The following is a 26,991-nucleotide window of genomic DNA, read 5'->3' on the forward strand; positions in this document are numbered from 1 at the left end:
TGGTACGACTCTATAAGTTTCGTTTGCACACACGCAGAGCGTGTGGTTTAAAAAGACTAATAAAAATCCACGAAACTAGTCCGTTTCGCGGATTATAAGTTAGCTCTTTTTTGCCTTTGTAGCACTGCCTCTGACAATGAGCTTTGTGTGAATGGTTATTTTTTTACAGATTTCACGCTTAGTTGCAATTCGCTCAAGCAGTAAGTCGACCGCGGATTCTCCCATAATTTCCGTGTACAATTTAACGGTTGTAAGCGGTGGCATCATGTATTGTGCAGAGGACACATCATTAAAGCCGACGATGCTTAGATCCTCCGGTATTTTAACACCTAATTCATAGGCTGCCTTGTAGCAACCGACTGCAATTGAATCGTTTGCTACGAACACCGCGGTTGGTTTTTCGTTCTGACTGAGCATATCCTTAAGGATCTGATAGCCATCCTTTGGATTATAGCCGCCAATTTTGACGAATTCCTCATTAAAAATTCCTTTTTCCTTTAAATAGCATTCAAAGACATCCTGTCGTAAGTCCTTGAACCGATTACCATACATATCTGTTTCAACGCCACCGATAAAACCTATGTTTTTATGTCCTAAGTCAACCAAATAGTTGAGCGCCGTTTTCGTCGCAGAAGTAAAATCGATGACAACAGCATCAAAACGATCCTCATCTGGGTTTGAGTCCACAAACACCGATGGTTTTTCAAAGCTCTTAATCAATTCAATATCTGCTTTTTTAAAGGTTCCAAGGCAGATGATTCCGTCCAATTTTGATAGACTTCTTTTTGTGTCGTCTTTTGTAATTTTTAATAATTCCATCCCCAAGCTTTCAAGCTTCTTTTCTAATGCAACCCGAATCGAAAGATAATAGGTGTCGACCAATTCCTCTTCTAGTGAATAGGAATAGTAGAGCCCCACTATCCCTTTCTTTTTTGTTTTTTTCTTTTTCGGGGTAACGACATAATTTAGTTCCTCTGCCGCTTCGAAAATTCGCTTTCTTGTCTCTGGTGCAACGTTTAACGTTTCATCATAGTTTAACACCCGCGAGACCGTTGCCATGGAAACCTGTGCTAAATCTGCTATATCTTTAATTGTCGCCATATATCATACCCACTTTTTTCTTTATACTTCCATTTTAATACAGATATCCGTTTACTACACTGCTTCTTTGTAGCTTTTTTTCCTTATGAACTTCAGTTTTGTTTCGGAAATGATGATCGCTACAAGAATAATGATGGCTCCGATGATCATTCTTGTTGTTAACACTTCACTTAAAATGATCACGGAGAATACCATGCCCCAGAATGCTTCTGTTGATAATATGATGGCTGCATTTGTTTCGGTCGTAAATTTCTGAGCGACTGTCTGCAGTAAAAACGCAATTGTTGTGGAGAAAACTCCCAAGTACAGAACCGCCGATACTCCTTCAAAACTAGCCGCAAAATTCATTTCTCCTTTGAAAAGGACGACGATGAAACCCAAAACTGTGGCAGCCGCCATTTGAATAACCGTTAATAGCACTGGATCTTCATCCTTCACAAACTGTGCCGTGTAGAAAATATGAAATGCGAATGCAACCGCACATAATAGAGTCAAGAAGTCTCCAAAGTTGATACCACCTGAGAGCTGAAGTGATAATACCCCTATACCTGTTATCGCAAGCACTGCGCCCAAGAGCTCGAACTTATCCATTTTTCGTTTAAAGATAAAGAATGCAATAATCGGAACAATGACCACATTTACCGCCGTCAAAAAGGCATTTTTCGATGGCGTGGTATAGACTAACCCGACTGTTTGTAGAGCAAATGCTAAATATAGAAAGATTCCAATGATCGAACCCTTGATTAACGTACTCTTTTTGATGTGTTTTAGTTTCTTAAAAAAGACTAGACTTAACAAAAGAACACCAATTAGGAAACGGATTGCTAGAATTTGATAAGGTGTATAATGTTCCAGCGACACCGCGCTCGCCACAAACCCGCTTCCCCAAATGATGGCTACTATCGTAAGACCTATTTCCCCAAAATGTTTCCGCATGTAAACCTCCACCTATTGGGACTCAAGGGACAGGTCCCTCGTCCCATTTATTAAACTCGTGGGACAGTGTGTCCCATTAATTGAAGAAAGACGCTTGATGTCCACGTGAAGGAGGTATCGACGAGCCCTGTTCCGTTATGCGGGTCGAAGTTTTCTGCCATTCCGCCGACGAGTGTTAGATTCAAATATTTCTCTCTGATTCTTTCTCCAATTTCACTGTAGCCAAAACTTTTTAATGAATCAATAAAAAGATAGGTGACTGGTGCCCAAATTGGTCCAAGCCAGTAGCCATTTTCCTTATAAAATGGGCTTGATGGCATTTCTGTTGCAAATCCATATTTCGTTTCAAAGTTTTCCGTAAGGTCAGCCACAAGCTGATCCATTACCTTTGTATCAAGACGATACCCGATTAAAACAGGCAAACGCAGTATCAAGCTTGAGCGAATGTCGATCTTTTCAGCATCTTTACCTACGCGGCCAAAGAATCCATTTTCGTCGTACAATCTATCCATTAATAAAGCAAACATTGAATCTGCTTTATCTGTAAACTGCTTTGCTTCATCCTGCTCTCCAAGAATGCCCGCAAATTTTGTTAAAATATCATATGTTCTTATTAAAAAGCTAGCAAGGTCAGGTGCTTCAACCGGCATACCACGATGAAATAAAGACGCATTGTCCCAGCCGGAATCATTGCCGTGCTTATAATGTGGAAGTCGACCTTCATATGTTCGATATAGGTCAAAATACTTTATAACTTTTTTTGTAGATTCATAAACCTCTCTTAAGCGGTTTTCATCTTTAAAGTAATCATTTTCTTCCATGAGTTTTTCATAAACATATGCAAAAATCGGAGGCTTAATACAGTTATAGGATACAAATTTATCATTCACAAAATCAGGGTATGCCCCAGATTCATCCTGTGTATCGATAAAGATTTTTAATTGGGAATACGCTAGTTCTGGATACTTAGCTCCTAAATTTAACGCATTGAAACAATTGTCCCAGGACCAAATATTGTACATCCAAAGCTTTGACATATACATGGCGTAATCTTTTAAAAGGCCATCTGGGTGAACGACACTTGACCAAGTGATATACGACGCACGGTCAATCGAAGCTTGGTAGACTTCATTTTTCTCTGTGATATTTCCGACCCACTCTTGATAGAGTTTCTCGACCTTTTCTTTACCCGCTTCAAAGCTTGCATATTCCTTTGGCTTAAAAACAGTCCGATAGCTCTCAATCACAAAATGGCCATTACTCATGCGAATGTCAATAAAATCATTGCCGATGACATTCCATGGTGCTTCAACTGACATTTCTCCGCTGAGCTTGCTGATCATCAGCTTTAATTCCTTCGGATAGATATGGTACTCATACATTCCATCCTCATATTCATGTAACGTATCGTATTTTACTTTACTTGCCTGCAAACGTACTTCTACTCCATGAACATCAATATGCAGCTCATCCTCTTCCGGAATGATGATTTCCGCATATTTCTCTAAGTCCTCTACTACATAAAAACGCAAGGTCGTTTCAGATGCGAGGATCTCAAATTCTTTTTCAATACCATCCTGCAAAAGATCCAATTTAAAAAGCTTTGAAGGTGCGTCATCCCCACCATGAACATCGCGTATATAAATTTCTTTAGAATCCTTCTCCTGTGACACGCAAAAATAAGAACCAAATCTAGAAAAAGGAATTTCTCTAATATCTAAATTCATCTATAATTCTCCTTTATGGAAGAAGCAGGGTTTCCCCTGCTCTCTTAACGTGCTGTGAAAAATTTACTTTCTTCTACTAGGCTATCCTTTTCAATCTTTCTTATTTCAAATTGAAGGCGGAAGTCCTCAATCACGGTTCGATATGGAGGTAACTGCTCTTCACCACAGCTATTGCTTCCAACACCACTTTGTTTATAATCAATGGTCAACACATTGAATGGTGACTTCTTGATATTTCCGCGGTGTTTCGCTTCTTCAAGTGCACTTGTCTCATAATCATGAATCGTAAAGTCATACTCTTCTTTAAAATTAATTAGGTACTTGTGGTCACCTTTCGCTAGCGATAGGAAAGAGGTATCACATCTTGAGCCGTTTTCCTGTGGATACACATAATCAGTGTGCATGTCTTCAACGGTCTTGTTGTAAAGTCCAATTGGTTGGCTACGTTTCGTATCCTGATAGGATTCAGAATCCCCACGACCATACCAAGTAACATCGTTGTAATCTTGGTTAAAGTTCATTGTTACGCCAATACGTGGCAGCATTTCTGGAATTTCTATGCCACGTAGAACTTTTTCACCTTTTAGATCAATGTTAAGCGCACCATTTTTCGTGATCCGGTAATTATATGTTAAATGGAAGCCCCACGCTTGGTTTACGGTTGATAAGAACTTCGTGATAACCACGTCCACATGATTTTCAGACACCTCATAGGTTACTTCGCCAAGCTGTTCTTTTGTGTTTTTAAGGAAGTACTTGTTAATCCAGTCATCCTTTTTATACATGTCATTGTCGATAATTGCTCTCCAAAGCGTTACTTCAGGGCCTTTGTTTATGATCTCTTCCCCTTCTGATTCGAAGGATTCAAGTGTTCCGTACACATTTGAGAAAACAGCCTTGAACATATCATTTTCAACGATCAGCTGAGCTGCTTCGTCTTCAATAATGAAATCAGATCCGATTGACGCGATAGTTTTTACACTTTTTTCAAGTTTCGTAGAATCTAGTAAAAAGCTTTCCTTTGTAATCTCGTGTCCTTTTTCCGCATAGAGAGTATCTTCAGCTTCCCGATAGCTTAGGTAGATACGAACATCGTCATGCTGCGCAGCTTTTGCAACATCGATTGGCAACGTGATTTCTGCAACTTCATGAGCCTGAATGCTCGGTAGCTTGATTTCTTTTTCCTCGATAAGTGTACCGAAGGATTTCACTTCAATATGAAGCACGATTCCACTAATGTTTTTAAAATCGTATAAGTTCTTCACACGAATTTTTCCTTCTGCTACGTTTACTTCCTCCGTCACAATCGGTTCGATGACCTTTTTGTATTCGATTAGTCCTGGTGATGGGGTTCTGTCTGGATAGACTAGCCCATCAATACAGAAATTTCCGTTAGTTGGGAAGTCGCCGTAATCGCCGCCATACAGATAGTACGTTTCACCATTTTCATTCGTCGTTTCAATTCCATGGTCACACCATTCCCAAATAAATCCACCTTGTAATCGAGGATACTTTCGCATTAACTGTTGGTACTCTGTTAAACCACCAGGGCCATTCCCCATCGCATGTCCATACTCACATAGGATATGAGGCTTCTTACCTTCTGCATTTTTACCGATTTCTTCAAGTGGCTTTAAGCGAGTATACATGGTTGTGTAAACATCACTGTAAGCTGCAACTCTGTCTCCCTCATAATGTACGAGTCTAGTAGGGTCGATTGCCTTAATCGCATTGTACATCGCTGTGAAGTTGCGCCCAGCTCCAGACTCATTTCCTAATGACCACATCACAATACTTGGGTGGTTGCGATCTCTTTTTACCATACGAACTGCACGGTCTACATATTGTTTTTCCCATAATTCATTATCGGAAATCCAGTTATAGTTACCCGTGTTTTCGAAGCCATGGCACTCTAGGTCCGCTTCATCTATTACGTATAATCCATACTCATCACATAAATCATAAAATACATCATTATTTGGATAGTGCGCTGAACGAACAGCGTTAATATTATACTGCTTCATCATTTTAATATCCTGAAGCATGTCTTCATAACTTACCGTTCTACCTGTCTTTGGATGTGAATCATGACGGTTCACCCCATTAAAGAAAATGCGTTTTCCATTGACACGAATTTCATTGTCGATGACCTCAATTGAACGGAAACCAACGCGAAGCGGCACAATTTCCTTATCACCGTTTGGTAAACAATATTCAAAAACTAGATGGTATAGATTTGGCTCCTCTGCATTCCACAAAAGCGGCTTTTCTACTAATTTACTAGTCTCGAATTTTCCGTCAGCCACTTCGATGTCAAACTGATCCACTTTCTCATCTCTGTGATATAGAGTTGCAAATAAACCTTTTACATCGTTTGTTAAAAATTCACCACCGACTTTCAAGGTGAAATTTTCATAGTTTTCATCAGGCAGTGTTTCCACAAAAACGTCCTGAAGCGTATTTTTGTTGATTTTAAAGAGCTCCACACTTCTAAAAATACCTGAAAGCCACCACATATCCTGGTCTTCTAAATAAGTGCCATCAGAGAACTGATACACCCTTACCGTTAGGCGGTTGCTTCCTTGTTTCACATACTCTGTAATGTCAAATTCAGACGGTACTCTAGAAACCTTGCTGTAACCGACATGCTGTCCGTTCACATATAAATCAAATGCAGAGTCAACCCCATTGAATTTTAAAATAAGGGCTTCGTCGTCTGCTAAATCAGAAACCTCTAACTCTCTAAAATAAATCCCTGTTGGATTTTCCTGTGGTACAAATGGTGGGTTGATAGCAAATGGGTACAAAACATCTGTGTAATGCATGTTTCCATAACCCTTGATTTGCCAGCTGGATGGCACTTCGATATCGTCTAAACCTTCGACTGCGAAGTCCTCCGCCTCAAACCCCTTTGGTGAAAGCTCTGGTGCATCTACAAATAAAAACTTCCACACGCCGTCAAGCAATGTATAGCCGATACTACTTTCTTTGTTAAACGTTCTTGCGTTCTCTTTTGTTTCATATCTATAAAAATCGGTATGTGCAGGGAGTCTGTTGATCCCAGTCAGATGGATATTCTCCCATCTTTTCATCTCTCGTCGCATATTATCTTCCTCCGCATAACTATGGTGAATTACTTGATTGAACCGCTGATTCCCTCGACAATATACTTTTGCGCAATTAGGAACACGAGAACTGGTGGAATAATCATGACTAACGTGATCGACATAATTGGTAGAATTTGAAGGTCATGAATTCCTTTAAATGCTGCAAGTCCTAGTGCTAATGTATATTTTGATTGATCCTGAAGGTAAATTAATGGACCTAAGTAATCGTTCCATACTAATAAAATATTTAATACAGCGATTAGGATAAGTGGTGCTCTCATAATCGGTAAGAATATTTTAAAGAAAATCTGGAACTCGTTTGCTCCATCAATTCTCGCTGCATTTTCAAGATCCTTCGGTATGTTCATAAGGAATTGTCTTAATAAAAAGATATAGTAAGCTGATCCAAAAAACGCTGGGACAATTAATGGTTTTAATGTGTTAATCCATCCGAAAAAGTTAAATTCCATGTATAACGGAATCATCGTTACGTCCCAAGGTATCATCATCGTTGCAAGCAACAAGATGAAGAGTCCATTTTTATATTTGAAGTCATATCTTGCAAATCCGTAGGCTACTAGAGAACAAGAAATCAACTGACCTAGCGTTGTCATCACGGTTACGATGACCGAGTTTTTAAAATAGGTTCCAAATGGTTGACTGTTCCAAGCATCCATAAAGTTTCCCCACTGTGGCACTTCCGGGAAAATCTTTGGTGGGAAGCTAAACACTTCAGCCTCTGTTTTTAACGCAGAAAGGATTACCCACACAAATGGTAGTAAGAAGTAAAGTGAAAATAATCCAAGAAGGCTGTACATTATGATTTTATATTTCCTTGACATCTTCATTTTTTCTTCTTCCCTTCTTTTTTCACTTCATTTTCGTAAAATACCCATGTGGATGATGATTTAAAGATTAACATCGTTAAGATTAAGATGACGATGAACATAAACCATGCGTTTGCACTTGCATATCCTAATTCATGGTGTTTGAAGGCGTTGTTATATACATATAGTCCATAGAAATAGGTTGATTTTAACGGACCTCCACCGGTTAAAAGTAAGACAAGTGTTAATTGTTGCAGTGCGGCGATTACCGATGTAATCACGTTGAATAAAATTGTTGGTGTAATACTAGGGATTGTGATGCTGAAAAACTGACGAAACGGACCCGCACCATCAATTGCTGCTGCTTCATATAATTCTGGCGGGATTCCTTTAATGTCTGTGTAAAAGATAAGCATCATTGTTCCGACACCCCAGGCACTCGCAATAACGATTGTCAGGATTGCCCACTTCGGATCGACAAGCCATTTTGGCCCTTCAATACCAGCTAATGAAAGTAGGTAGTTTAAAATTCCATATTCAGAGTTGAAAATCCAGCCCCAAATAATTGAAATCGCAACTCCGGATACAACCGCAGGTAAATAGAAAATGGTACGGAAAATTTTCATTCCTTTTAATGGTTGAGTAATGAGGAGCGCTAAGATTAGGGCAGTAACTAAGTTTAACGGCACAAAAATCGCGGCAAATTTAAATGTAATGGCTAAAGATTTATAAAATTGTGGATCGTCAGTGAACATCGTTTTATAGTTGTCGATACCCACAAAGCTTGGTGCACTTGTAATTGGCCAATCAAAAAAACTCATGATTAATGAAAAAGCTAATGGACCAAGAGTGAACACCAAAAATCCGATTATCCAAGGTGAGATAAATAAATAGGGTACTTTCCTACTTACCAGCTGATAGCTATTCGCTTTCTTTGTTTTATTTAACATAAGATGACCCCTTATTCAGATTAGAAAATAGGGTAAAGCACTGTACAAGTGCTTTACCACGTTAAGTTATTTACTGAGCAGCGTCCTTTAATGCTTCTTTAGGATCTACCATTGTGCTTGGGTTAAAGATTGATTCGAATACATAGTTTAGATTGTCGGACACCTGACTCCAGTCCTCTACGATGAAGGAAGCAGGAGTATAGCCCTCACTCTTTTCTAACATGGAGTAGAACACACTCTTCATTTCGTGTTCCTCAAGCTTTTCACTTTCTACAACAGATTTTAGAACTGGTAGTTCGAAATCAATTCTTGCTTTGTTTGCTTCTTCGCCAGTCCAGAATTTAATGAACTCAAATGCTTCTTCTTTGTGCTTAGAATTCTTAGAAATAGAAATACCTGAAGAACTTAAGATACTAACACTTTTTCCATTTTCAAACGTCGGTAATTCAACTACACCATAATCAATTCCAGCCTCTGTTAATGGATTAAGTCCCCATGCACCATATACAAACATGGCAACTTTACCAGATTTCATTTCTGTAGCTCCTGAACCCTCAGTTGGAATCGCATAGCCTTCTTTCGCCATGTTTTGGAACATCTCAAACACTTCAACTGATTCTTTTGAATCAAGGTTTCCTTTTAAGTTTCCTTCTTCATCAACGTAAGCTGCGTTGTTACCCCATAAGAACATTTCGAAATCATATGGGTCAGGCTTTCCTGAGAATGCAAATCCAGTAACCTTTGAATCTTTGTTTGTTATTTTCTTAGCTGTATCTTGAAGGTCTTTCCAAGTCCAATCTGCTTGTGGATATTCAACACCTGCTTCATCAAATAGAGCTTTGTTGTAATAAACAACATGTGTTGTGTATCCAACTGGTAATCCAAGGATTTGGTCATCCGCTGAGTTATAGTTCCAAAGAGTTTCATAGAAATTGTCTTTGTACTCAGCGCCTTCTTTTTCAATGTAAGAATCCAGTGGTTCTAATGCATCCTTGTATTGTGGGTAGTTCCACATATACATAATGTCCGGAGCATCTTTCGCACCCATACCAGCTGTAATTTTTGTATCATACTCACTTCCGTAAGCCTCTAAAACAACTTCAATATTCTCGTGAGTTTCATTGAATTTGTCGATCATCTCTTGCTGTAAGTCAACATCGTCACCAACATCCCATGTAGCAAATCGAAGTTTTACCTTTCCATCTTCAGTAGTGTCACCACTGCTTTCCCCCGATGATGAGCTACAACCTGCTAAAAGCAACATTGCTGCGATGAATAAAAAGAAAATAGATTTAAATTTTACTAGCTTCATAATTGCGCCTCCTTTTTATATGACACCTTCATTATATTCTGACTTTTACTAAATGTAAACGGTTTTATTTTCATTTTTACTAAAATTTATTTTGGTATAAACTGGGTTATATTGTAGTTATGGTAGGGTTTTACAGGTGTTTTATTCGTTTAGTAAAAGAGAGAGTACGAGTTTTCTTTTCGGTAAAGTGTACGTATCGGATTAGTTAGTTTTAGTAAAAACAGGGCTCTGGTGGGTCACGGGGACAGGTCCCTTGTCCCAGGGCGTGGGAAATTTCGGCTTGTTGTTTTATGAAGGACTATCTAATTGATATTTTTGCTCGAAGTGGGCTTCATTGAGCTTATGAAGGACATATCGAACGAGTTTTTTGCTCCAAATGGGCTTCATCAGGCTTATGAAGGACTTTTCTAGCGAGTTTTTTGCTCCAAATGGTCTTCATCGGGCTTATGAAGGACTTTTCGAGCGAGTTTTTTGCTCATACTGTACTTCATCAGGCTTATGAAGTACACTTTAGTCATGTTTTTCACCCGAAGTGGTCTTCATGCTTACACAACTAAAACTAAATCATCAATAGCAAAAAAGCCGATTCCCCACAATTGGAAAATCGACTTGTTTTTTAGTTCGGGCACGAGAACAGGTACCCTAGATTGGGCTAATCGTAAATTCAAATTCCATGTCTTCGTTTGGATTTATCAGGTATTCTGGGTGAACAGGTGCTCCCCAGCTATCGTCTCCTCCAACGCCCATTTGTTTGCCTGCCACAGTTACAACTGTGTAGTGTACATTTGGCAGTTCATAATGATGAGCGGCATTTTCTAGCTCAAAGGCAGTGTAAGGTGAGAAATTACATTCTACTGGACGAGATGTGGAAGCAATTTTAATTCCTTGTCCGTCACGGTTTGTAAGGTTTACCCAACGTACTCCCGTGCGATTGCCCGATTCTTGCGGTTTTACATATCCAGACAGGTTGTCTGCAACTGTATTTTTAAATACCCCGAGCCTTGCGCCAGCAGCACGGTCTGAATAATTTTCTTCCGGCCCCATCGCGTACCACTCTAATTGGTCATAATCCGCAGAAACCTTAAATGAAAGAGCAAAGATTGGCATTTGTGGAAGGTTGTCAGCGCCATGATAGTTTGATTTTACACGAACACTTCCATCTGCAAATACAGTAAATGTATTCTTCACTTCAATTTCCGAGTGAATTGAGAATTTATAGGCAAAAGTAACTTCTACACGATCCTCTTTTTCCTCTACATCCCAGCCAATCGATTTACGAGCTAAACTAGCTGCATACCAGCACCCAGATTCAAACCCTTGAGCAAATCCTCTATCATTATCGGTAGTTGCTCTCCAGAATAGTGGAAGTAGTGGGGCCTCAATCATCTCTCTTCCTCCATATTTCATCGAAATCAGACTGCCGGCCTTTCGACAAAACATGATTGTAAAATCAGTACCGTGTATACCAACATTTTGTGTTCCGTATGCTACTCGTAAATTCCCGCTAGGAACTTGAGCAATCCGTTTTTTCTCCTCAAACACATATTGGCCAAAAGCAATTTCATAGCCTGGATCTGCCCAATTCTCTTCTTCTTTCAGTTTGAAAGATGCATGGATGACATATTCACCTGCTTCATCGAGTAAGTCTGTTGGCCAATTATATTCAGCTCGACCTTCACTTTGTGCAGGAATCACCACCGTTTGGTCTTGATTGCGGTACAATTCTTTTCCATCTAGGAATAAAACGTACTCTAGTTCATAATTTGATGTATCTTCAAATAGATTTTCATTTTTAATCGTTACGCCTGTTTTATCAACAGTAAGTTTGATATTTTGATAGAGGTATTTTACTTCTTGCATCTTTGGTGATAGTTCGCGATTGGCGTAGACAATGCCATTTGTACAGAATCCATAATCTGTAGGGCGGTCGCCAAAATCTCCTCCGGTCGCAAGAAACTCCTGACCATAGCGGTCTTTTTTCACCAAGGATTGGTCGATATAATCCCAAATAAATCCACCTTGGTACATCTCATATTTATTTTCAAGAGCCGTGTATTTGTGCATACCTCCAAGGGAATTCCCCATCGCATGTATATACTCACAGCTGATATAAGGCTTTTCAGGATTGTCAGTTAAATATTCCTCAATATCTGCAGGCTTTGCGTACATCCGGCTTTCCATATCACTTGTGTCGTTGTAGTCGCGATTATGGAACACACCCTCATAGTGGACTAGTCGGCTTGGGTCAACAGATTTGAAGTAATGAGTAACATTTAAAATAACCTCACCTGCATATGACTCATTCCCACATGACCATATCAAAACGGAGGGATGGTTTTTGTCTCTCTCCAGCATTGAAACGGCTCGATCTAAAACAATATCATTCCATTCCGGTTTGTTCCCAGGGATATTCCATGATGGTTCTACCTGCCCCATCTTCTGCCAGGATCCATGTGTTTCCAAGTTCATTTCATCAATCACATAGATTCCGTATTCATCACATAACTCATACCAATAGCTTTGATTTGGGTAATGTGCGGTACGGACGGCATTGATATTGTGTTGTTTCATTGTTTTAATATCCCAAAGCATGTCTTCCTTTGTAATCGCACGGCCGCTTCGGTGATTAAATTCATGACGATTGACACCCTTAAATACGATTCTCTCGCCATTGAGTCGCATGATTTTATCCACAATCTCAAACTTCCGGAATCCAACCTTTTGTGGAATAACCTCAACAAGTTCCCCTGAAGCATTATAAATTTGGATAAAGAGTTTATACAAATACGGATTTTCCGCACTCCACAACGTTGGAGCTTCTACCTCCATCGATACTGAACCCTTTACAGCCGTAAGCGCACGACTTGTTTTTGCTACTCTGTTCCCTTCTTTATCACAAAGCTCAACTATGATTTGCGAACCAACAGGGACATTTGGGAGAAGCTTAAAATCTACTTTTAGCTCTGCCTTTTTAAAAGAAGAGTTAAGTTCGGTATGAATGTGGATATCCTGTGCATGAATCTCAGGTACGGTATAAAGATAGACATCTCTAAAAATACCAGAGAATCTCCAAAAGTCTTGATCCTCTAACCAACTTCCCGTGCTACGTTGAAACACCTCAACTGCCAGTTTATTTTCACCTTCTTTTATAAAAGGAGTTAATTCAAACTCAGCAGGTGTGAAACTGTCCTCGCTATACCCAACAAATTCTCCATTCAACCAAACGTAGAATGCAGACTCTACACCTTGAAATGAAATATACACAGGTTTGTTTTCCATATTCTCAGGTACTTTAAAGTCCTTCACATAGCTGCCAACTGGGTTAAAATCTGTCGGGATTGCTGGAGGCCGTATATCTTGATGTCCATCCCACGGATAAATTGTATTCACATATTGTGGCGTTCCAAATCCTTGTAATTGAATGTGGCCTGGAACGATAATATTTTCCCAAGCTGAGCACTCAAAGTCCGTTTCATAAAAACGCTCTGGTCTTGAATCAGGGTTGATTGAATAATGGAATTTCCAATTTCCGTTTAAGTCGTAACGCATGTTCATTGCAGATGCTTCTTTCGCTTCCTCTAATGTTTCATAGTAAGTGTGGTCAGAATGAGCTGGTATTCGGTTCACTGCAAACACATTTACATCCGTTAGCCAATCGATACTTGGAGTTTGATCTCGTTTTGTTTCTTGAATTTGAGTATTCGACATCATCATATTCTTCCTTTCTATTCGTCTACCAAATGGTGTTAGTTACTGGATGTTTTCGTAAGCCTTGTTGTTTTTATATCGTTGACTTCCGCTTCAGGTGGACGCTTTCCGCGGGCGTGGCTTGAGCCTCCTCAACGAAATGTGTAGGCGGCTTGCCAGAAACGAGAAAATTGGAGACTCCGACAAAGAGGCGTATTTTGCCTCTGAAGGAGGAGTTGAAATTTCTTGAGTTTCTAGCCGCTGCAACTGGACAAGTCGCTGATGCTCCTGCGGGGTCTCAAGTCTCACGCTTTTCCCGCTGGAGTCGCCACCCTACGCTCCAATCAACATGGTTTGCAATTTATTAACAAAAAGCAACAATCTTTTAGAAATAAGCCTGGTTATTTTACGGACCCCATCATTCCTGCAACGAAATGCTTTTGAAGTAGGAAGAAGATGAGGGCTGTTGGTAATGTTGCAATCACAATCGTTGTCATAATCATCCCGAAATCAGGTGCATGACTCGAACCAAGATTCGAAATAAGCAATGGAATCGTATGGTTTTCTGGTGACTGTAGCACAACGAGTGGCCACAGGTAATTGTTCCAGCTTGCCATAAACGTTATGATGGCTGCCGCCGCATAGGTTGTTTTCATCGTTGGTACATAGATACGGAAGAATACACCAAGCTCTGTTAAACCATCCATTCGTCCCGCTTCTAGTAGCGCTTTTGGAAACATCTTTGTATTCTGTCTGAAGAAAAAGATCAGAAATGCCGTTGTAATACTTGGCAACATAGCAGCCGTTAACGTATCTATCCCAATTCCAGGTGCATATTGAGAAATCGTCCCAAACATCCGGAAGAGCGGAATCATCAGTGCTGCAAAAGGAATCATCATCGACAGAAGCAAGATATTAAAGACTACATCCTTTGCCTTACTCCGGTAGATTTCAAAGCCATACCCTGCAAGCGATGCAATGATCAGAGATAAAATGGTCGTTGCGATCGAGATAATGGCTGAATTCATTAACGCTGGAACAAGATTAACCGAATTTAATAGGTTCTGGAAGTTTTCCAGCAAATGTGTACCAGGCAATAACCTCCCATTTGTCACATCAACAGATTTATTTGTCGCACTAACAATCATCCATAGAAATGGGAAAATAGAAATGATCGTAAAAATCGATAGAATGATATAAACGAAAGCCTGTTTTATTTTATGCATTTTTATCACCTGCTACTTTGAACTGAATGATCGAGAAGAAAATGATCATAATCACGATTGCATATGACACTGTCGCAGCATAGCCAAAATCAGGAGTATATTTAAATGAGAGATTATAAATATACTGAGAGATTGTTAATGTCGCATTACCAGGTCCACCCTTTGTTATGTTCATCACCTCATCAAATAACTGAAGCGTACCAATGGTTGATGTAATCGATGTAAATAAAATAATCGGCTTTAGCATTGGAATTGTAATTTTAAAGAATTGTTGAAAAGCATTTGCACCATCAATCTTTGCAGCTTCATAAATAGAGTTATCCACATTTTGGAGAGCAGATAGATAAAAAATCATATTATAGCCTGTCCAACGCCATGTGATTGCGATAATAATCGTTACCTTTGCCCAAAAAGGATCTGTTAGCCATTGAATCGGTTCTGCGATGAACGACAGGTTGATCAGCATTTTGTTAATGATGCCATCTGTACTAAATAAATATTTGAATACGACCGAATACGCGACAAGTGACGTAATACACGGTAAAAAGATAGCCGTGCGAAAGAATCCTTTTAGCTTCAAATTTTTATTATTTAACATAACCGATAAAAACAATGCCAGAATGATCATGGCAGGTACTTGGATGATCAGGTAGATAACTGTATTTTTCACAGCCGTTATAAACGTCGGATCCGTAAATAACCGCATGTAATTATCGAAACCTACAAACTGCAGATTGGTTCCAGCACCTGATTGAAATGATAGAATGAGCGCTTGGACCATTGGATAGAAGTAAAATATACAGATCATGACCGTTGCTATTGAGATAAACGACCAGCCTATTAGTCCATTTTTAAACCGGAGTTTGTTGTTATACTTTCTTGGTTTCGTATCTAAGTTCTGCTTCGTAGTTGCTTGTATCACTTCTCTCAACTCCCTACTTATCGAATCAAATGCGCCTTGGCGTATTTGCGCCCGATTTTTTTCGAGTTAGCTCGAAAAATTTCCTTTGAAAAATCGTGGCATCCGCCGGAGGCTCTAACTTTATTCAGTTGGGGTTTGAGCCCCTACTGAATAAAGTTATAAGAATAGCCCCGGAAGAGCCCACTTCCGTACTGCCGGTGAGTTCCGAGGACTATTAAATTCAAATATATTATTTGATTTGTATTTCCGCTTGTTGTTGTGCATCTTTAAGTACTTGGTCTAAGTCTTGTCCATTCAGATAATTTTGCATTGCCACAATTAAAATACTTTCAATCGCATATGTGTGCATCCCATAGTTAACTTGTGGAATTTCTTCAGCCCATTTCGAAAAATCTGAAACAATAGATTGACCACCAAAGAATTCATCTGTTGTCTGATAAGCTTCTCCTTCTGTAGCTGGGGTATATGTACCGATTACCCCAATTTCAGTTACTAATTTTTGATACAAGTCTACATTCGAACCAAATGTTTTTGTAAGGAAATCAACTGCGTTCTCTTTACCCGGAACATTTAGAACATACCATGATGCACCACCTAGGTTGGATGCATTTACAGATTCAATGCCTGGTAAAGTTGGATGAGGCACTACAGCCCACTTACCAGATTGAGAGCTTTCGGCTTTGATGGAAGGAGTAATCCAGTTCCCAGTCGTTACCGTCGCAACTTCTCCACCGTTAAATGTAGCCAAGAACTGATTCCAGTCTGAGTGGAAATTCATTAGGTCGTTCTCAACAAGTTCTTTATAAATCTCAAAAGACTTTTTTAGAGCTTCATTATCAGCTATATATGGCGTAGTCCCATCTTCCTCAACATACCACTCACCTGCTGACTGAATCATAGTATGAATTATTCCTAACTCATTTGGGTCAAGAGTAAGCAATCTCTTGCCCGTTGCTTCTTTTACTTTCTTCCCAATTTCAATGTATTCTTTCCAGTCGATGTTTTGTAAATCTTCAACCGTATAACCCGCTTCTGCTAAGTAATCGGTTCTCACGTATAATCCAGTTACTCCGGAGTCAAATGGAAGACCATAGTTTTCGTCATTTACACTCGTTGCTTCTACCTTATATGGAACAAAGTCTTCTGTTTTATAAGTTCCAGTAAGCGGATGGAACATGTCTGGATAAGCTTGTAGAAAACTTTGTGCACGATAGTCCTCAATTAATACGATATTTGGTAATCCCTTCGTTGTACCAGAACTTAAGCTCGTATTCAGCTTTTGCACAATGTCATCTTGCGCATTCTCAATGATCTTGACGTTGACGTCTGGATTTTCAGCTGCATACGCTTCTTTTGCTAATTCAATTGCTTTAATGTTAAAGTTTGGATCCCATGCCCAAACAGTAATCTCATTTGAGTCTGAGTTTCCCTCCGGTTCAGTACTATTCGAAGACCCCGAAGAACACGCACCCAACAAAAGCATGCTAACCATCAATAGTGCCATTACTTTCTTCATGTTTATATCCCCCTAAGAATGTCTGTTAATGTAAGCGTTATCCTTCTTACAATTTCAATGTTATCATCACGTAGAGCGTATGAGTTAGGACGATATTTTTGTAAATTTGTGATATTTTTGTATGTTGATTACGCTTCCATTTCTTGACTTGTATTATCTTTAGGTTTTATGAATTTTTTTAGCTTTCTTGTATTGGAAGGGTGATACGAACCTTTGTCCCTTCTCCGATAGTACTTGAGATCGTCACACCATAGTCTTCCCCATATAATAGCTGGATGCGTTCGTTGACATTTCGAACACCGATGCCACTGAACATCTGTTGTTTGCGCTTCGTATCCGGAAGTTTGTGATCGGTAGACACTTTCATTCCGTCACCATTATCAAGGATCTCACTAATGAGGGTATCTTCTTCTTTCCAAACGAGAACATTTATTGTCCCACCACTCTTTTTATTGAAGCCATGGAAAAAGGAATTTTCAATAAATGGTTGTAAAATGAGTTTCGGAATTTGGACATTGTTACACTCCGGTCCGATAAAATAATTCACTCGAATTCGCTCACCATATCGTTTCTGATTAATGAAGACATAGCTTTTTAAATTATCGATTTCTTGATCCACAGTGATCGTTTCACTAATATTGCCAATGGTATTTTGGAGGAGAGAGATTAGCGCATTGACTGTTTCGGTTGCCTCTTCTTTTCCACCTTGCTGCACCATGAACTTGATTGAAGTTAACGTATTATATAAAAAATGTGGATTGATTTGTTGCTGGAGTGCTGCTAATTCTGCATTCCGCTTCTGTTTTTGGCTCAGTACAAGCTTGTCTACATACTCATGAAGCTCATCAAGCATTGAATTGAAGGCTTGACCAATTTGTCGTGTTTCGTACGTACCCGTTACCGGTATATAATGATCAAAGTCATTTTTAGGGGTATTTTCAATTTGCTTCACGAGATTTGACAATGAATTTGTCAGCCTTCTTGAGGCAAAAAACACAATGATAATCGCCAGAATCATAAAAAGGACGCTGATCATGACAATTGATTTTTTATCAATGATATCCTTAAATGCTGTTTGTTTATCAATTAAATTGACCAAATACAAATTTAGGGTAGGGCTATATTCAGTCATAATAATATGATCCTTGCCCTTAAATTCTGTATCCATGTAATTCTTTTGTTGATCCTCTAATTGAATGGCATAGTCAAGGAGCTCTACTTCTTTTTTTCCAATGAACTCCTCCCGATTACTCGATAAAATGGTCCCCTTCTTATCCATCACTAGCACATCATTTCCTAAGCTCGTGTAGCTACTATAAAACTTTCGAAAATCTTCTTCTAGAATCGTAAAGTACATGGATCCATAAATATAGTTTGATGTTCGTTCCATAAATGCTTTTGATGCAATAATGTATCGGTCATCCTTTTGTTGCTCAAGATGATAAAGCAGTTTTTTAGGTTGTTTTAGTGTAGCTGTCGTGATGAAGTGATTCTGCAACTCTTCATCCGATGAGGCCCATGTAGGTCGATCCGTTGCATAATTAACACCATTTATACCATGGATCAAAATGCTTACATTATAAGCTTCAACACTGGATTTTATCGTTTCCAATTGTGAGTTTACTTGATAATAATAGCTGCCCAACATACGATTAGAGTGATTACCTGTGAGAAAACTCTTAACCGTTCCGTTTTGCAAAAGGTTATTCGAAGCGATTACAATCGAATAATGAAAAGTACCTAAGCTCTCCTTGATCTGATCCATCACCTTGCTATTGTTAAAACTAAACCGCTCGACAAAAAACTTCTCTGACATGCGTAAAGTGGTCCAGGATATCAAAGAGGATACCGTAACTATAATCACGATGGTAAGAAGAAACATTTTATAAAACAGGCTATTATGTCTAAATCGATTACGTAAAATTCTCATGTACATCTCATCTCTTTTTTCGTCTAAATTTACTAGGTGACATTCCGTGTACCTTTTTAAACACTTTACAGAAATAACTATGGTCCGAGTAACCAACCATCCCACTAATTTCTGAAATGGGTGCCGTATCCTTTAGTAGGAGCTGTGAAGCTTTTTCAATTCGAACCTTATTCAAATACTCTATAAACCCTTCTTTATTATGAGTAGAAAAATAGCTAGATAAATACGAAGGATTAAAATGGAAATGCTCGGCTACACCAGCAAGGCTTAGTGGTTCCGCATAATGGTCTTCAATATATTGCAGGAGCTTTTTCATATTCAAATTAGTAGGTTGATTCTTCTCCGATTGTAAGCATTTGTTTACTTGTTCAATAAAAGTCATTAGAATATCGACTGTTTCAGTAGACGATTGAGCTTCATTAATCGACCTGAAGTAGTCATACTTGGCATTCTCTATTTCCGTGAAATCGTACTCCGTATTACCAAAAAGAACGGTCATGTGAAAGATGATATGTTCGAAGAATGATTTAAACTCAAATACATCTGTTGTATAGATTGTAGAAAATGAAGTTACATAATCCTGCAAATAGCTAAAAGCTTCTTGGAAACGATCTTGCTTACATTCATTTGTGAACCACTCTATTTTAAAGGGTTCAATGTTAGGTATATCTCTTTGTAAATCTTGTGCCCGTAAAAGAGGGATGTCGGGAAAATAAAATCGATATTGCATTAATTTTGAAACCTTATCACGATAAATAAGTCCAATCTGTGAAAAGTCAGCGAACAGCTCACTTAGAACAAAGCCTGAATCCTGTTGGCTTTCCGCCATCATGTTTGCAAAATCGATGACCCTTTGAGCGTGGTCTTTTTTTACATTTAGAAGAATGACGGTTTCATCTTTATTAAAGGGAATCGTGTGATAGATTCCTTGGTCTACAAAAGATTGGAATTGTCCGGTGATACGATCCTGAAGTTGGCTGCGTTCAACTCCTGGAAGGTTCCCACTAAAAACAACCCCTAATAGATAGAAACTGTCAAAGGGAAACACCCTAGCTATCAGTTCGGCATCGTAGTCTGTTTCATACCCTGACATGATCTTATCAATGACATGATTGATTGAAATGTAATCCTGCTGTTTTGACTCAATAGAATTTGCGGAGGGTATTCTGCTTACTGCTTTAGTTAGCACGCTTAATAGTGAATGAGCATCCAGCTTGGGCTTTAATATATAATCAACAACTCCACTTTGAAAGCTAGACCGAACATAATCAAACTCTCCGAAACTACTTAAGACGATGATTTCAATCTCTGGATATTTTGACTTCACGATTCTTGTCAATTCTTCTCCGTCCATGATCGGCATGACAATATCGGTAATGACGATTTGGGGCTGCGTTTGTTCAATGATTTCAAGCGCTTCCTTTCCATTCGAGGCTTCCCCCACAATTTGAAAGCCTTCCTGCTCCCAATTGACATAATGTTTGATCCCCTGTCTAATTAAGACTTCATCATCCACAATCACAATTTTACACAATTCCTTCGTTGCCATTTGTTGTTCACCCTATTTGCAATTTTTTATACCTATTATACACATCATAACGAGTTGTCGAAAAAGAATTGGTCTTCAACAGTCGCTGGTATTAGCCCACGTCCATACCGGGACAGTCACACGGCCCCTATGCTATACTATATTCCATATTATGGTCTCGGAGGGTCTTATTTGAATTCAATCATCCATTTATATAAAAAGATGACGTTACAACAGAAGTTGTTTTACATTATCCTTCTCCTTTGTTTTCTAGCTAGCATCGTGTTTGTCTATAACAATTATGCTTTTTATGAGCGGCCGATCGTTAAAGTGATTGAAGTAAGTTTGGAAGATGAGACGGAAATAGTGGATGGACTTGAGAACAAAGATACTTTGTTCACCCAGCATATCATTGGGGAAATAAAAAATGGCGAAGAAAAAGGAAGCCTGATTCATCTTGAAAATGAATACTCTTCCTCAAAAGCGTATGATTACGAATTTCGTGTTGGGAATGAATTGTTTGTTACGATCGATGGGGATAACGAAGGGGATACAGATTTAACTGGCACAATCCTTGAGGTTAAACGTGATAAATATTTACTGATCGTTGCTTGGATTTTTATCTTTATTTTACTATTGGTCGGGAAAAAGCAAGGTCTGTTGTCTATTTTTAGCTTGGTAATCAATGCACTCATTTTATCGTATGCCTTGGACCTTTATTTGGACAAACCCGACCGAAGTCTATTAATGATATGCAGTATCGGTATTATTTTCTTTACAGTCATATCCCTGTTACTCGTCAATGGATTTAATGAAAAAACATATAGCGCCATTATCGCAACCCTACTTGGCACTTTTGTTTCTTTAGCCGTTGCGTATCTCGCAATATGGTTCACTGCCGGTGAAGGCCTCCGATATGAAGAACTGCAATTTATTACTCGGCCCTATAAAACGGTGTTTATGGCTGGGTTATTTATCGGTTCCCTAGGGGCTGTTATGGATGTAGCCATTACCATGTCTTCTTCAATCTTTAGTTTGTATGAAAAAAATAACAATATTTCCGTCAAAGCACTTGTGAAGTCTGGGTTGGAAATTGGTAGAGATATCATGGGAACGATGACGAATATATTGTTTTTTGCATACATAAGTGGTTCGATCCCATTATTGATTCTATATTTTAAAAATGCATCTCCATTCGGATTTACTCTGAACATGAATCTTTCGCTGGAACTAGCTCGTGCACTAGCTGGTGGGATTGGAATTGTACTAGCGATTCCAATTGGGTTGTACACGACGATATTTTTCATAAGTAGAAAGAGGGCGAGATCATGAATGCTTTATTCTTACTTGCCGCCATTTTATTTATTTTAATGGCCCTTATCGGTGGAAAAAAAGGGGTACGTTCATTTTTGGCGTTGTTCTTCAATTTTGGTGTGCTCATGATTACGGTCATTTTTATGAATGACCCGAATCTAAATCCGATTTATTTAACCCTGATAGCATGTGTTGCGATAAGTGGTATTAATCTTTTTTATATTAATGAAGTAAATAGTAAAACAAAAACAGCCTTTATTTCTACGATCATCACAACGGTCATACTGCTGTTGTTTATTATCGCGCTCACCAATAAAACAATGATTCAAGGGTTTGGCGAGGAAGAAATCGAAGAGCTTGGGATGTTCTCACTTTATATAGGAGTCGATTTTGTGAAAATTGGGGCTTCCGTCATCATTATGAGTACCATTGGCGCCATTACAGATGCAGCAATTGCAATTTCATCGCCGATGCGTGAAATTTATTACCATAATCCGAATCTTAGCCGAAGAGAGTTATTCGCTTCTGGGCTAAATATAGGAAGGGACATCCTTGGAACGAGTACGAATACGTTATTCTTCGCCTTCTTTGGAGGCTACCTTGCCCTATTAATTTGGTTTAAGGATTTACATTATTCAATCGGTGAAATCGTAAACTCAAAGATATTTAGCGCCGAAATGGTGACGATTCTAATTGCCGGAATCAGTGTAACTCTAGTTATACCCATTACCGCATGGATTACGGCATACTTTTTCGTAAAAAAAGCGAACTAAGGCGGGTCACAGGGACAGGTCCCTCGTACCAACTGGGACAGAGGCCCTGTCGCTCTGTCCCTAATTCCTCTTTGTTAGGAAGGTGTCTAATTTTTGGATGACGTAACTACTAATATACGGCTCTATTTTTTTCACTTCTTCTTTAATGTTCTCTTCTTTCACTTCAATTAGTTGAAAGAACCGGGAGAGGACTTCATGGTTTACTGCCAATTGTTTAGCGAGCATTTCTCCATTTTCTGTGAGGATAATAATCCCATATCGTTGAAAATCAATCAGTCCCTCCTCCTTCAACTTTTTCGACATTTTTGACGCAGAAGGAACGGAAACATTCAATGACTTCGCTATTTGAGAAACACGCGCAAAACCTTCCTCATTTAAACTCCAATAGATCTCCACAAGATACTTTTCTTGCTTAGCTGAAAGCATCTATTCTTACACCACCTTGAATCAAATCGATTTTTTCAAAAGTTATCATCTTTATCATGAGAGACATTGCCTGTAATTTGGTTAAAGGCGTCCGTATCAATTACACCTAAAGCTCTAAGAATAATAGAGTACTTTACAAGCTTCGAATAAATTCTTGGACTTCTTTGCATCATTCTCACCCTCCTTTTTGGGACACGGGGACAGGTCCCTTGTCCCACCCATTTTTTTACTAGATAAACCTGCCAACGCAACCCTTTAATCACGAGGTAAACTGGGACGATGGACCTCTGCCCCAGCCGTTTTAGAGAGAATCCCGTGTCTAGGGGAACAGATGAAGCTGATGAGAAAGATCACACCTGTTGCAAATGCCATGGAACCGGAAATGGACGTATCAATCCAGAGTGCAAAATAGTATCCCATTATTGCGGACATCACCCCGAAGGAGGCACTTAGACCAATCATGACTAATAGTTTGTCAGTCCAAAGATAGGCGGATGCAGCTGGGGTGATCAGCATGGCGACTACCATGATAGCACCGACGGCATCAAAGGAAGCGACGGTCGTAACTGAAACAAGTGTCATAAACAGGTAATGCATCCCAAGTACCGGAATGCCAATACTGGCTGCAAGTGATGGGTCAAAGGTTGTAAGCTTCCATTCCTTATAAAAGAGTCCGATCACCAATATAACCACAAATAGGACAACAAGTAACATAAATGTTGCGAGAGGGATCTCTCCAAGCACAGGTACATGAACAGTATTCCAAGGGACAAATGAGATTTCTCCCATTAAGGCGTGCTGCACATCCAGATGCGCATTTCCAACCTTCGTCGCGATCAAGATCACTCCAATTGCAAAAAGTGTTGTGAAGACGACACCGATAGATGCATCCTGCCCCACGCCTTTTGAATGGAACCACTGTACTAAAAACGTGGTTAAGATACCAGCAACCGCTGCACCAATGACCATGTGATAACCACTTAAGCTATGTGTAAGTAAATAGGCAACCACAATTCCTAGTAATACAGTGTGACTAATCGCATCTGCCATCATCGCCATTTTTCGAAGGATGAGAAATACCCCAACGATTCCACAAGAAATCCCCACTAGAGAAGCTGTTAGAAGGATCCATGCTGTGTACGTCATTAATTTCCCTCCTTTACAATAGATTGTGGAACCAACTGTTCTTGGACTTCTTTCCGTTTGTTTCGTAGCATCATAGATTCAACGATCAATCCCTTTTTATATCCTAAAAATAAGGATACTAGAAAGATAGAACCAGACGTCACGACAATGAATGGCCCCGTTGGTAATCCAACTCCTAAAGCGCTAATTGTTGTTCCAACAGCACCTGAAACCCCTCCGAAGATTCCTGATAACCACATCATGGTTTTGAATGAGTGCGTCCAATATCGCGCACTGACAGGTGGGATGATTAGTAGAGCTGACATAAGTATGACGCCAACTGCTTGAATTCCTACGACAACCGTGAGGACAAGTATTAATAAATAGATGATGTTCATCCCTTTTATGGATAGATTTAGACCCTTTGCAAAGTTCGGGTCAAACAGAAACAGTTTCCATTCCTTAAAGCCAATGACAACTATAAAAATCACAGCGATTGCTAAAATTGACATAGTCATTACATCTGAAGAGACCATCGAGGCGGCTTGCCCGAAGATAAAATTGTTTAAACCAGCCTGATTTCCTGTACTCGTCTTGTTTACCAGTGTCAACAGAACAATTCCTCCGCCAAAAAATACAGCTAAAATCATCCCCATTGCTGTGTCCTCGGTGATACGAGTTGTTGATTTTATCAACATGATACAGAATGCCCCAAGGAGCGCACTAATAGAGGCTCCAATCATTAAAACAAACAAGTCTTTCACTTGAAAAATAAGAAAGACCAAAACTACTCCAGGAAGTGCAGCATGTGAAAGTGCATCACTCATCAGACTTTGCTTTTTCCAATAAGCTAAACAACCAACCAATCCTGCAGCTACCCCAAGGAGCAATGTACTAAACAAGACCCATTGAAAGTTACTTGAGAGTAGAATTGACAACGCCAACGCCCTCCTTCAACCAGCGAATGGTTCCACCATAGGTTCTTTCTATATTTTCCGTTGAGAAGGTTGAAGCAACATCACCGTGTGCGATCACAGAACGGTTTAAAAATAAGACTTGATCAAAGTAATCTTCTACCGTCTGAAGGTCATGATGGACAACAAGTACAGTTCTACCCTCATTTTTCAATTCTCTTAAAATTGTCATAATCGCTCTTTCTGTAGCTGCATCAACACCAGCAAGCGGTTCATCCATAAAATACAAATCTGCATCTTGGATCAAAGCCCTTGCTAAGAAGACCCGTTGCTGCTGTCCACCCGACAATTCACTGATTTGTCGATGTGCGTAATCAGCCATCCCCACTTTATCCAAGGCATCAAGGGCTTTTTCACGATGATGTTTGTTAGGCCACTTTACCCATCCGATTTGTCCGTACATCCCCATCATCACAACATCCAATGCATCCGTAGGAAAATCCCAATCTACTGAACCTCTTTGCGGTACGTACCCAACTCGTGCCTTTTCCTTTTTTAAAGTGGTTCCAAAAAAAGAAGTTGTACCTGTTAAACGTGGGTGAAGTTCAAGTAAAACTTTAATAAGGGTTGATTTCCCCGCTCCATTTGGACCAACGATGCTTGTTAGTGACCCTTGCTTGATTGTAAATGAAACATCTTGAAGCACTGTATTTTTACGATATGCGGCACTAAGCCCATCCACTGTAAGTACACTCATTCATCAACACTCCTTGTTAACCCATCGTAAACCGTTTTGACATTGTGACGATACATTCCTAAATAGGTGCCTTCTTCCGTTCCTGCTTGCCCCATTGCGTCAGAGAAGAGTTCTCCACCTAAGCTAACGTCCATCCCCTTTTTAGCCGCACCCTCAATAACTGCCTTGATTGAGTTTTGGTTGATACTACTTTCAACAAAGACAGACGGAACCTTTTTTTCGTGTAATAGATCAACTGTCGATTGAATATCAGATATTCCGACTTCATCCTCCGTACTTAAGCCCTGCAAACCAACCACTTCAATATCATACATGCGACCAAAATAGCCAAATGCATCATGTGCCGTGACAAGGATACGTTGTTCTACTGGAATACTCGCCATTTTCTCGATTGCCTCTGCCTTTAGCTCATCAATTTTAGAAAAATAATCTTGTTTGTTTTCCTCAAAATAGCTGGCATCACGAGGTGAAAATTCTTTTAAATTTTCTGTCGCACTTTCTAACGCATCCTCCCAGATCTCTAAGTCAAACCAAATATGTGGGTCAATTGCACCCTCTTCGTCCTTTAGCAATCGACTCTCGTCAATAGAGTCCCCGATTGCAAAAACCGGTTTCGTTTCATTCAACTTGTCAAAGATTTCTCCTAAATTTCCTTCAAGATGTAATCCATTGTAAAAAATGATATCTGCATTTTGTAGGGTCGTGATATCTCCTTGGGTAGCTTGATACAAATGCGGATCAACTCCAGGCCCCATAAGACTTGTAACTTCCACCCGATTACCACCAATGATTTGCATGGGTTCCCCTATTTGTGCAATCGTTGTGACTACTTGAATTGTTTCTTTCGTGGAATCCTCGTTATTTAGCTCACTGGTTGTCGTGCTGCACCCTATAAGTACAAGCGTCATACATA

At 39.4% G+C, this 26,991-nt stretch carries 21 protein-coding genes; 2 read left to right on the forward strand and 19 right to left on the reverse strand.

What is annotated here, in order from left to right; translation table 11 throughout:
* Positions 1 to 99 precede the first annotated feature (99 nt).
* The 13 genes from ACFSFW_RS14610 to ACFSFW_RS14670 form a co-directional block, all read right to left on the reverse strand.
* Positions 100 to 1,101, reverse strand: a complete 1,002-nt coding sequence (locus ACFSFW_RS14610) for a LacI family DNA-binding transcriptional regulator (protein WP_388039326.1) — start codon at positions 1,099 to 1,101, stop codon at positions 100 to 102.
* Between the two features lie 54 nt (positions 1,102 to 1,155).
* Complete coding sequence (locus ACFSFW_RS14615) at positions 1,156 to 2,037, reverse strand: DMT family transporter (protein WP_388039328.1); 882 nt, start codon at positions 2,035 to 2,037, stop codon at positions 1,156 to 1,158.
* Between the two features lie 50 nt (positions 2,038 to 2,087).
* On the reverse strand, positions 2,088 to 3,764 hold the full coding sequence (locus ACFSFW_RS14620) for an amylo-alpha-1,6-glucosidase (protein WP_388039330.1): 1,677 nt from the start codon (positions 3,762 to 3,764) through the stop codon (positions 2,088 to 2,090).
* Between the two features lie 44 nt (positions 3,765 to 3,808).
* A complete protein-coding gene (locus ACFSFW_RS14625) occupies positions 3,809 to 6,868 on the reverse strand; it encodes a glycoside hydrolase family 2 TIM barrel-domain containing protein (RefSeq protein WP_388039332.1) in 3,060 nt (1,019 codons plus the stop codon).
* 29 nt (positions 6,869 to 6,897) lie between these two features.
* Entirely contained in the window at positions 6,898 to 7,719 is an 822-nt protein-coding gene (locus ACFSFW_RS14630; protein ID WP_099361381.1) for a carbohydrate ABC transporter permease, read from the reverse strand.
* Positions 7,716 to 8,648 (reverse strand): carbohydrate ABC transporter permease, encoded by a 933-nt coding sequence (locus tag ACFSFW_RS14635; protein ID WP_099361380.1) that lies wholly within the window; start codon positions 8,646 to 8,648, stop codon positions 7,716 to 7,718. Before ACFSFW_RS14635 ends, ACFSFW_RS14630 begins: the two co-directional genes overlap by 4 nt.
* Before the next feature lie 70 nt (positions 8,649 to 8,718).
* Positions 8,719 to 9,960, reverse strand: coding sequence for an ABC transporter substrate-binding protein (locus ACFSFW_RS14640; RefSeq protein ID WP_304216264.1), 1,242 nt, complete (start codon positions 9,958 to 9,960; stop codon positions 8,719 to 8,721).
* 642 nt (positions 9,961 to 10,602) lie between these two features.
* Positions 10,603 to 13,668 (reverse strand): beta-galactosidase, LacZ type, encoded by a 3,066-nt coding sequence (lacZ, locus tag ACFSFW_RS14645; protein ID WP_465253935.1) that lies wholly within the window; start codon positions 13,666 to 13,668, stop codon positions 10,603 to 10,605.
* A 380-nt stretch (positions 13,669 to 14,048) separates the two neighbouring features.
* Positions 14,049 to 14,873, reverse strand: coding sequence for a carbohydrate ABC transporter permease (locus tag ACFSFW_RS14650; protein ID WP_099361377.1), 825 nt, complete (start codon positions 14,871 to 14,873; stop codon positions 14,049 to 14,051).
* The gene (locus tag ACFSFW_RS14655) at positions 14,866 to 15,792 is read right to left on the reverse strand and encodes a carbohydrate ABC transporter permease (RefSeq protein WP_388040320.1); all 927 of its coding nucleotides are present in this window, start codon (positions 15,790 to 15,792) and stop codon (positions 14,866 to 14,868) included. Before ACFSFW_RS14655 ends, ACFSFW_RS14650 begins: the two co-directional genes overlap by 8 nt.
* Positions 15,793 to 16,024: 232 nt before the next feature.
* Complete coding sequence (locus tag ACFSFW_RS14660; protein ID WP_388039337.1) at positions 16,025 to 17,311, reverse strand: ABC transporter substrate-binding protein; 1,287 nt, start codon at positions 17,309 to 17,311, stop codon at positions 16,025 to 16,027.
* A gap of 178 nt (positions 17,312 to 17,489) precedes the next feature.
* The gene (locus ACFSFW_RS14665; RefSeq protein ID WP_388039338.1) at positions 17,490 to 19,241 is read right to left on the reverse strand and encodes a sensor histidine kinase; all 1,752 of its coding nucleotides are present in this window, start codon (positions 19,239 to 19,241) and stop codon (positions 17,490 to 17,492) included.
* Positions 19,242 to 19,248: 7 nt separating this feature from the next.
* A complete protein-coding gene (locus ACFSFW_RS14670; protein WP_388039340.1) occupies positions 19,249 to 20,790 on the reverse strand; it encodes a response regulator in 1,542 nt (513 codons plus the stop codon).
* A gap of 201 nt (positions 20,791 to 20,991) precedes the next feature.
* On the opposite strand from ACFSFW_RS14670, the gene ACFSFW_RS14675 reads away from it, so the two are divergent.
* Positions 20,992 to 22,101: a YibE/F family protein gene (locus tag ACFSFW_RS14675; RefSeq protein ID WP_304216620.1), complete on the forward strand. Its 1,110-nt coding sequence runs from the start codon at positions 20,992 to 20,994 to the stop codon at positions 22,099 to 22,101.
* Entirely contained in the window at positions 22,098 to 22,856 is a 759-nt protein-coding gene (locus ACFSFW_RS14680) for a YibE/F family protein (RefSeq protein WP_388039341.1), read from the forward strand. The genes ACFSFW_RS14675 and ACFSFW_RS14680 overlap by 4 nt, the downstream gene beginning before the upstream one ends.
* 60 nt (positions 22,857 to 22,916) lie before the next feature.
* Here ACFSFW_RS14680 and ACFSFW_RS14685 read toward each other — a convergent pair whose 3' ends face one another.
* From ACFSFW_RS14685 to ACFSFW_RS14710, 6 genes are all read right to left on the reverse strand, one after another.
* On the reverse strand, positions 22,917 to 23,282 hold the full coding sequence (locus ACFSFW_RS14685) for a metal-dependent transcriptional regulator (RefSeq protein ID WP_388039343.1): 366 nt from the start codon (positions 23,280 to 23,282) through the stop codon (positions 22,917 to 22,919).
* Between the two features lie 35 nt (positions 23,283 to 23,317).
* Complete coding sequence (locus ACFSFW_RS14690) at positions 23,318 to 23,455, reverse strand: hypothetical protein (protein WP_388039345.1); 138 nt, start codon at positions 23,453 to 23,455, stop codon at positions 23,318 to 23,320.
* 82 nt (positions 23,456 to 23,537) lie between these two features.
* Positions 23,538 to 24,428, reverse strand: coding sequence for a metal ABC transporter permease (locus tag ACFSFW_RS14695; RefSeq protein WP_388039347.1), 891 nt, complete (start codon positions 24,426 to 24,428; stop codon positions 23,538 to 23,540).
* The gene (locus ACFSFW_RS14700; RefSeq protein WP_388039349.1) at positions 24,428 to 25,345 is read right to left on the reverse strand and encodes a metal ABC transporter permease; all 918 of its coding nucleotides are present in this window, start codon (positions 25,343 to 25,345) and stop codon (positions 24,428 to 24,430) included. Before ACFSFW_RS14700 ends, ACFSFW_RS14695 begins: the two co-directional genes overlap by 1 nt.
* Positions 25,323 to 26,078 (reverse strand): metal ABC transporter ATP-binding protein, encoded by a 756-nt coding sequence (locus ACFSFW_RS14705; RefSeq protein WP_388039350.1) that lies wholly within the window; start codon positions 26,076 to 26,078, stop codon positions 25,323 to 25,325. The genes ACFSFW_RS14700 and ACFSFW_RS14705 overlap by 23 nt, the downstream gene beginning before the upstream one ends.
* A complete protein-coding gene (locus ACFSFW_RS14710; protein ID WP_388040322.1) occupies positions 26,075 to 26,986 on the reverse strand; it encodes a metal ABC transporter solute-binding protein, Zn/Mn family in 912 nt (303 codons plus the stop codon). Before ACFSFW_RS14710 ends, ACFSFW_RS14705 begins: the two co-directional genes overlap by 4 nt.
* Positions 26,987 to 26,991 lie beyond the last annotated feature (5 nt).

The sequence above is a fragment of the Ferdinandcohnia salidurans genome (assembly GCF_042680725.1).
GTDB classification, from domain to species: domain Bacteria; phylum Bacillota; class Bacilli; order Bacillales; family Bacillaceae_L; genus Ferdinandcohnia; species Ferdinandcohnia salidurans.